This is a genomic window from Psychrobacter sp. UBA5136, from assembly GCF_002414005.1.
Classification (GTDB): Bacteria; Pseudomonadota; Gammaproteobacteria; order Pseudomonadales; family Moraxellaceae; genus Psychrobacter.
Window position 1 is genome coordinate 82,535 of sequence record NZ_DHYG01000052.1, and the last position, 6,659, is coordinate 89,193.

Annotated in this window: 6 protein-coding genes; 3 read left to right on the forward strand and 3 right to left on the reverse strand. The window is 43.3% G+C overall.

The features are described from left to right. Positions 1-11 precede the first annotated feature (11 nt). Positions 12-1,445, reverse strand: a complete 1,434-nt coding sequence (locus B4240_RS07595; RefSeq protein WP_296237986.1) for an McrB family protein — start codon at positions 1,443-1,445, stop codon at positions 12-14. Positions 1,446-1,843: 398 nt separating this feature from the next. Between B4240_RS07595 and B4240_RS07600 the strand changes: the two genes are divergently transcribed. Both B4240_RS07600 and B4240_RS07605 read left to right on the forward strand, forming a co-directional pair. Further along, entirely contained in the window at positions 1,844-2,590 is a 747-nt protein-coding gene (locus B4240_RS07600; protein ID WP_296237988.1) for a DUF4442 domain-containing protein, read from the forward strand. 63 nt (positions 2,591-2,653) lie between these two features. Beyond that, entirely contained in the window at positions 2,654-3,142 is a 489-nt protein-coding gene (locus B4240_RS07605; protein WP_296237990.1) for a RidA family protein, read from the forward strand. A gap of 41 nt (positions 3,143-3,183) precedes the next feature. Here the strand turns inward: B4240_RS07605 and gspE are convergent, their stop codons facing one another. Both gspE and tnpB read right to left on the reverse strand, forming a co-directional pair. Then, a complete protein-coding gene (gene gspE, locus B4240_RS07610; protein WP_296237991.1) occupies positions 3,184-4,725 on the reverse strand; it encodes a type II secretion system ATPase GspE in 1,542 nt (513 codons plus the stop codon). Between the two features lie 255 nt (positions 4,726-4,980). Further along, the gene (gene tnpB / locus B4240_RS07615) at positions 4,981-6,132 is read right to left on the reverse strand and encodes an IS200/IS605 family element RNA-guided endonuclease TnpB (protein WP_296237993.1); all 1,152 of its coding nucleotides are present in this window, start codon (positions 6,130-6,132) and stop codon (positions 4,981-4,983) included. 355 nt (positions 6,133-6,487) lie between these two features. On the opposite strand from tnpB, the gene B4240_RS07620 reads away from it, so the two are divergent. Continuing rightward, positions 6,488-6,659: transposase (locus B4240_RS07620; RefSeq protein WP_296237999.1), on the forward strand; the 172-nt coding region annotated here is incomplete at its 3' end.

Below are 6,659 nucleotides of genomic sequence, written 5' to 3' on the forward strand. Positions count from 1 at the left end.
TGACAATCCTTTTAATATAAACGCTGATAGACAAATGGCTTTGCAAACTCAGCCGTATTATTGATTAAATCTGCATTAATTTTATAACTACTAGCACTCATAGGCTGCCCGAGAAATGCGTGCGGGTCGGTAAACATTGAATTTGAGCTGTTAGCATTGGCTAGGTTATTTGCATCATTCATGAGCGCTTGGCTGTCTTGTATAAATTGCGCGCATATCGGCTGCTGCTCATCTTGAAAGATATATTGCAAAATAGTGATTTGGCCACTCGCTGCTTGTGCTAATTGCGGAATGATTTGCTCAATAAGTGCCGTTTGCAATTGTTCAAGACTGTCTACTGACCATAAAAACGCATGACCCAATTGCGCATCAAGCCCTAGCGTTTGCGCGATGCGTTTATTTAAACCAGCTAGTAATTTAGCCAAGTCTATCGTTGCTGAATTATCTGCTTCTAAGCCTTGATTAAGATAAATCATAGGTAATAGTTCAGGCTCTGGCGGACAATCAATAAAGCGAAAGCGCCGACGTAAGGCCATATCAAGCGGCGCTAATGAGTGATCTTGGGTGTTCATGGTAGCATAAATATCGACGTTGGCAGGGACGCTAAAGGGCCGTCCCGAATAGGCCAAATTGACCGTCATCGCGTTTGCCATACCAGCGCGCTTATCGGCCTCAATCAAACTCAATAGCTCGCCAAAAACCCGAGAGACGTTAGCTCGATTAATCTCATCGATTAATATGGCATAACGCTGTTCGGGGTCGTTAGCAGCGCGCTGGCATAATTTTAAGAATGCCCCGTCTTGAATGGCATAATTCATTTGCGGCGCACTATTCGTTGTATGCTCGGACGCTGTCATGACTGGGCGAATACCTTCGACAAACTCTTCATAACCGTAGGCTTGATGAAAGCTGACCATACTAAAGCGCTGCTGGCGAAACTCTTGCTTTTGGCTACTGTTTTCGCGCTGTACTTGCTGAAACTCGGCCAATTGCTGCGCTAAATCGCCTAATAAATCTATACTTTCTGGCAACAAATACCACGCGCCGCTAGGGTCTTTGTCAAAATAGGCTTGGCTAGCGCGGTTTTTATAACTCACCGTTTGTGAACTGCTAGGCGTATGCATTTGCAGCACAGACCAAGCGGTATTACTTAAGTTTTTATCACGCGCATTTTGCGCCGCTTTACTAAGAAAAAACTCATGATTGATAATTTCTGGCACCTTAATCAAGTCTTGCTTTTTTGATTTAAAATCCAAAAATATCAAGCAAACAACGTCACGCCAGCTTAACGATTGCAGCAGCTGCGCCAATAATTGCTCATCATTTACGCGCGGCAAATCATCGGTATATTGCTTAGCGATTTGCAGCAAACGATAAGTTTTACCCGTACCAGCGACGCCCGTATAGATGATATTGGTTGGTATGTAAGGAGATATATCAGGCATAGCGTTATCCAGCATCGCATTGTCTAGCATAAGAAAATCACGGAAAAATACTTTAGCCGCGTTAAAACCTGACTATTATAACGTGTATTACTATAACCTGTATTACGTGACCCGCTAACGTTAAGCGACCTCGCAGGAATAACTGGCCTAACAGACAGTGGCGTTATTTCTCGCCTCTACGATATCGTTACCTTACTCATATTTCATAAGCGCGGTAGTTCATGTTAATAATAGTAGCGATACGGCGCTTGATGTACCATAACTAAAATAGTTGTTAGGATAGACAAAATTCGCTAACTTATCCATCATCTCAATATTTTTATCCCAGTAACAAAATATCAGCAGCAAAGCATCAGTAGTAAATATCGCAAATCCCACTTCAAATTAAGGAACGTTGTATGTCAGGATTATTAAAAAAACTCCCTAGCAAACTGAGCAACAAACTGCCAGCCAAGGTTTCTGACAACACCAAAGTGCCAGTCGAACAGCCAAATAGCACGCTAAAACCCATCAGCAACCAATTTACCAAGCTGCTATCTGTCACCAAATATTTGCCTGCGGGTGCGCGCGCCAGCATTTTATCGAAAGCCTTTGGCAAAGTAGTGCCGTATGTGGGCACAACGGGCATCTATTATGAGACCGTCGATCCCAATCAAGTGGTGGTCAGCTTAAACAATACTAAAGCGGTGCAAAATCATATTGGCTCAGTCCATGCCGTCGCCATTACCTTACTTGCTGAAACCGCGACCGGATTTATTTTGGGTTTAAACCTACCCTCTGACCGCGTATTATTGATTAAATCTTATTCGGTGAATTTTTATCGCCCGATTAAAAAAGGTCAAATTGCCGCTGTGGCCTCATTGTCTGACGAGCAGCGTTTGGATATTTTAAATACGCCAAAAGGTGAGATGATCATACCCTGCGTGATTCATGACCGTGAATCTGATAGCGAGCGCGACCCCATCGTCGTTGAAATGACCTGGGCTTGGATACCCAAATCTGAATTAGAAGCGCGCCGTCAAGGTAAAGCCGCTAAACAGTTAGAAAATGAGAATTTTGCAAATGAACAATCTAACAATGCCCAAACTGAGCGTGAAGAAGACAATTCGTCTTCTGAAGAAAACTTAGAGAGCAATGAATTGTAATGGATTAAAAAAACGATGACACCTAAAAATGGATTTAGAAAACATCATAATAAGGAGACAGCCATGTCGAAATATATCAATAAATTGACGACCAATTTATCTAAAGCGGTGCTGATTAGCGCCTGCTCACTAGGCGTTGCAGTTAGTGCCAATGCGGCACCAGCGACCAATAACGTAGCCATTACCAAATCTAGTCCTGTGTTTCTTGGTGACGGTGGCAATTATCCGTTTTCAGAAGCGGTACGGGTCGGCGACACCTTATACATGTCAGGCCAAATTGGTTTTAAAGACGGCAAATTGGTCAAAGGCGGCGTCAAAGCCGAAGCCAAACAAGCGCTCGATAATATTAATGAAACCTTATTAAAGTATGGCTACCAAAAGTCAGACATCGTCAAATGTATGGCGATGCTGACTGACATGGACGACTTTGATGACTTTAATAAAGTCTATAAAGCAGAACTGGCGAAGCCTTATCCTGTGCGCTCAGCCTTTGGTGTCGCAGAGCTAGCCGCGGGCGCAAGCGTCGAAATAGAATGTATCGCCGCAAAATAGCCGCGCTATAAAAGTACTTATAGGTAAAATATTTATTACTGTTAACCAAGAATAGCGTCATCAGTTAGGGCGCTTTCTTTGGTTACGCGTAGTACTTCTTCTAAGGTCGTTCGCCCTTCTATCACTTTACGTAGTCCATCAGCGCGTATCGATGGCGTTTGCTGGCGGGCGTACTCTTCTAACTCGTATTCAGCCGTATTACTATGAATCATGCGGCGCAAGGTATCGTCAATCGGCACCACTTCATAGATTGCCGTTCGCCCCTTAAAACCTGAATTATTACATTTATCACAGCCAACGGGTCTGGGCAGGTTAATCGCTGTTTCCGTTAAACTTTTCGCATTTGTCGTCATACCAATTTCAGTAAATAATTTAACCTGTTCGCTATCGGCAGCTTGCCAGTCATGACAATGTGTGCATAACGTCCGCACTAAGCGCTGGGCGACGACACCAATCAGCGATGACGACAGTAAAAATGGCTCAACGCCCATATCTTGCAGACGCGTCACCGCACCAATAGCGGTATTGGTATGCAGCGTGGATAATACCAAATGTCCAGTAAGCGACGCTTGTACAGCAATTTCAGCGGTTTCTAAATCTCGAATTTCACCAACCATGACCACGTCTGGGTCTTGGCGTAACATGGCGCGCAAACTTTTCGCAAAGGTCATATCGACTTTATTATTGACCTGCGTTTGCCCAATGCCATCGAGCTGAAACTCAATCGGATCTTCAGCGGTTAAGATATTGCGCGTCTGGTCGTTCAAATCCGTTAATGCAGAATATAGCGTGGTGGTTTTACCTGAACCCGTTGGTCCCGTTACCAAAATAATGCCATGCGGACGATGGATTAAACGTTTAAGCTCGGTGTAGTCATTATCAGAGAGTCCAAGGTACGTCATATTGAGACGACCAGCTTGTTTATCGAGCAGGCGCATCACCACCCGCTCGCCAAAGCTTGACGGCAGTGTTGATACCCGCACATCGACCTCACGCCCTGCTAAGCGCAAGCTAATACGTCCATCTTGCGGTATGCGCTTTTCGGCGATATCCAGTTTGGCCATGACTTTGATACGCGAGACCAGTAACGGCGCTAATTGGCGCTTTGGGGTGATGATTTCTTTTAGCTCGCCATCAACACGAAAGCGCACCACTAAGCGCTTCTCAAAAGTTTCAATGTGAATATCAGAAGCATTTAGACGAATCGCTTCGGACAATAACGCGTTAATCAAACGAATAATCGGCGCATCGTCTTGCTGATCCATCAAATCTTCTGTTTCAGGGACGCTATCGGCCAAGCTATCAAGATCAGGATGGTCTTCAAGCCCAGCAGCAATATGCTGCGACTCGCCCGTGTTACCAGCATAAGCGGCATTCATGCGTTTTTCGAAATCTTCAATGCTTATACTTTCATAATTTGGCACACCGCGTACGCCTTGCTGCTGTAAAAAACGCACCGCCTCATTAATGGCGGACAATGGCGTAGTTTTGGTCAACACCAAGGTCGGCGGCAACTCAGGATCAATAGCAAGAATGGCCAAAAGTTGATGGCGTTTTGCAAAACTGTACGGCAGCTGCAGCATAAAGACGACCTAATGAGTGGTTAATTTAAAAAAGAACTTAAAAAACAACTTATAAAATAACTTTGAAAATGGCTTTGAAAACAGTCTTGAAAACACAATCTAATACATTCTAAAAAACACTACTGACCTGACTATTTAAAGCCGCCTGCCTAAATCGTTAAACTGGATGAACTACCCGCTACCTTAGAGGTAGGGGTTTCTTAGGTAATACCCATACTTGATACGGTATTCTGTATCAGCGGTTAGGTAAATTGACTAAGCTAACTCCGTCGCACCGACGGTTTTGAGTGTGGCCAGTTTCAAACCCTCATTGAGAATGTTGATACTGGCGTTAATGTCCCGATCATTGGTTTGCAAACAACTAGGGCAATCCCATGATCGCAATGACAAGGGTAATTCAGCCTTGGTCAGCAAGTGGTTGCAGCCTGAGCAGGTTTTAGAGGATGGATACCATCGGTCAATTTTAACAAGCGTTTTGCCATACCATTCCGCTTTATAAGCAAGCATGGTGGTGAATGTTGACCATGAACTGTCTGATATGGCTTTGGCGAGTTTATGGTTCTTAACCATACCCTTGACGTTTAAATCCTCTATGGCAATCACATCGTGGTTTTTGATGAGATTAAATGAGAGTTTGTGTAGAAAGTCAGTGCGGCTATTGGTTATTTTCTCATAAACTTTAGCAACTTTAAATTTTTGCTTTTGATAATTGCGACTGTCACTCAGTTTGCGATTAGCAAGTTCGGCAACTGCTCTACGTTTGGTTAAAATCTTTTGTGCGCGAGCTAATTTGTCTTGCAACTTCGATAAAAACTTAGGATTAGCTACTTTAGTCCCGTCCGATAAGACGATGAAGTCAGTTAATCCTAAATCAATACCGATGTTAGAGTGTGTTTTTGGTAGTGGTGCGGCAATGGTTTTAACCAATAAGCTGACATAGTATTTGCCTGATGGAGTTCTACTGATGGTAGCGCTCTTAATCAAACCGTTTATTTTATTCGGGAATTTAGCAGAGATATGGCCAATCTTAGGCAGTTTAACGGTGTTGTTTGTGATCGCCACTGTGCCCTTTTGGTTGTTTGTAGTGTAGCTATCGCGTTGCCCTTTTTTCTTGAACTTGGGGAAGCCTGTGCCGTTTTTAAAGAACGACTGATAGGCTTTTTGCAAATGACGTTCAACTTTAGACAATGCCAGGCTATCGACCTCTTGTAGCCACTCAAACTCTTTTTTATACTGAGCAGGGTAGTTTTTGAGGGTTGTTTTAGCTTCTTTATAGTGCTCAATCTTATCGCTAAGCATCTTATTCCAAATAAAGCGCACACAGCCGAATGACTTGGCAAAGAATACTTGCTGGTCAATGGTCGGATATAGTCTGACTTTATAGGCTTTTAAGATTTGCTTTGGCATCGCTGCTTGTTGTTAATAAGTGGTATGATTATTAATTATAATACCATAGGTAGTAAGGACTGCTACCAATAACGCATTCATCTCGCTACTTTAGAAGTAGGGGCTTTCTGCGCGGTTTTTGGTAAAGATTATCAGTAAGCGCCTATGAGTTTGTTATAATAACATTTTGTTTTATACAAGTAGCAAGGCTTTCATATGATTTATCGCTTCGTCGCTTAAGCATCAGTATGATGAGGCTCAAGACAGCACAAGCATCTATTTATCCTATGATGACTAGGGCGTGTCTTCAATTGGATAAGCCATAAATAATAGTTACAATACCGCATCTATTGAGACGATGCGAGAAGTACAAGTCATGGCAAGAACAGCACTAACAGATACGCTTTGGGATCAACTTCAATCAACAATGACAAAGCATGGCTGCTATCAAACTCAAAACAGTCGAGAGGTCATGGAAGCCATACTGTGGAAACTACGCACAGGCGCGCCTTGGCGTGACATACCTGAAGAGTTATGTTCGTGGAAAA

Coding starts and splice junctions, on each gene's coding strand:
- B4240_RS07595 (WP_296237986.1), bottom strand. CDS start 1,445: ATGCCTGATATATCTCCTTACATACCAACCAATATCATCTATACGGGC.
- B4240_RS07600 (WP_296237988.1), top strand. CDS start 1,844: ATGTCAGGATTATTAAAAAAACTCCCTAGCAAACTGAGCAACAAACTG.
- B4240_RS07605 (WP_296237990.1), top strand. CDS start 2,654: ATGTCGAAATATATCAATAAATTGACGACCAATTTATCTAAAGCGGTG.
- gspE (WP_296237991.1), bottom strand. CDS start 4,725: ATGCTGCAGCTGCCGTACAGTTTTGCAAAACGCCATCAACTTTTGGCC.
- tnpB (WP_296237993.1), bottom strand. CDS start 6,132: ATGCCAAAGCAAATCTTAAAAGCCTATAAAGTCAGACTATATCCGACC.